Genomic DNA, 1,293 nt, shown 5'->3' on the forward strand with positions numbered 1-1,293 from the left:
GAACACAACGAAATCTTCCTTGTCGAAGGGGATTCTGCCGGTGGTTCTGCAAAAGGTGGCAGGGACAACAAATTCCAAGCTATTTTGCCATTGAGAGGTAAAATCTTGAATGTAGAAAAGGCTCACCTTGAAAGAGTTTTGAATTCAGATGAAATCAAAGCTATGATTACAGCATTTGGAACTGGAATAGGCAAAAACTTCGACATCAGTAAACTTCGTTACGGCAAAATCGTAATAATGACCGATGCCGACGTCGACGGAGCGCACATTAGAACACTTCTACTCACATTCTTGTACAGATTTATGAAACCATTAGTGGAAAAAGGTCACGTCTACATCGCGCAACCACCACTTTATGGAATCATCAAAGGTGTTAAAGTAATGGAATATTGCTACACAGAAAAAGAATTGGAAGAAGCATTGGAAAAATACGGCGAAAGAAGTAACATCAAAGTTCAAAGATACAAAGGTCTTGGTGAAATGAACGCAGAACAATTGTGGGATACTACAATGAATCCTGAACACAGAATCCTAATCAAAGTCGAAATCGACGGAGAAGATGAAAACGAACTCGACAACACATTCGATGTTTTGATGGGAGACAACGTAGAACCAAGAAGAGAATTTATAGAACAAAACGCTGTTTATGCACAAAACATTGACGCTTAGGAGAATAATATGACAGAAAGAAAAATCAATATAAAACCAGCTGATTTGAAAAAGGAAATGGAAAGTGCATATTTGGATTATTCTATGAGTGTAATTGTATCTCGTGCACTTCCAGATGTAAGAGACGGGCTGAAACCCGTTCACAGACGTATAATTTACGGAATGCAACAACAAGGGTTATTCCCAGATAGAAAATACTCCAAGTCTGCAAGACTTGTAGGGGAAGTAATGGGTAAGTATCACCCTCATGGTGACAGTGCAATCTACGATGCAGTTGTAAGACTTGCACAAGATTTCAACATGAGATATCCACTTGTCGACGGTCAAGGTAACTTCGGTTCGATAGACGGTGATGGAGCTGCCGCACCTCGTTACACGGAGTTACGTATGGCAAAGCTATCACTTGAAATGTTACGTGACATCAACAAAGACACAGTTGATTTCCAAGACAACTACGATGGTGAAGAACAAGAACCAGTTGTACTTCCATCTAGATTTCCTAACTTAATCGTAAATGGATCCAGTGGAATCGCTGTTGGTATGGCGACAAATATGGCTCCACACAACTTAGGTGAAACTATAGATGCATTAATCGCATCAATCGACAATCCAAATATTACAATA

General features: G+C 39.7%; 2 protein-coding genes. Both read left to right on the forward strand.

What is annotated here, in order from left to right; translation table 11 throughout:
* Window positions 1–669 (forward strand): toprim domain-containing protein (locus tag KHW44_RS09720; protein WP_304068925.1); only part of this gene is annotated, 669 nt, incomplete at its 5' end.
* 9 nt (window positions 670–678) lie between these two features.
* A partial coding sequence (locus tag KHW44_RS09725) for a DNA gyrase subunit A (RefSeq protein WP_304068927.1) occupies window positions 679–1,293 on the forward strand: 615 nt, incomplete at its 3' end.

Origin of the sequence: Finegoldia magna (assembly GCF_018371055.1) — a bacterium.
Classification (GTDB): Bacteria; Bacillota; Clostridia; order Tissierellales; family Peptoniphilaceae; genus Finegoldia; species Finegoldia magna_I.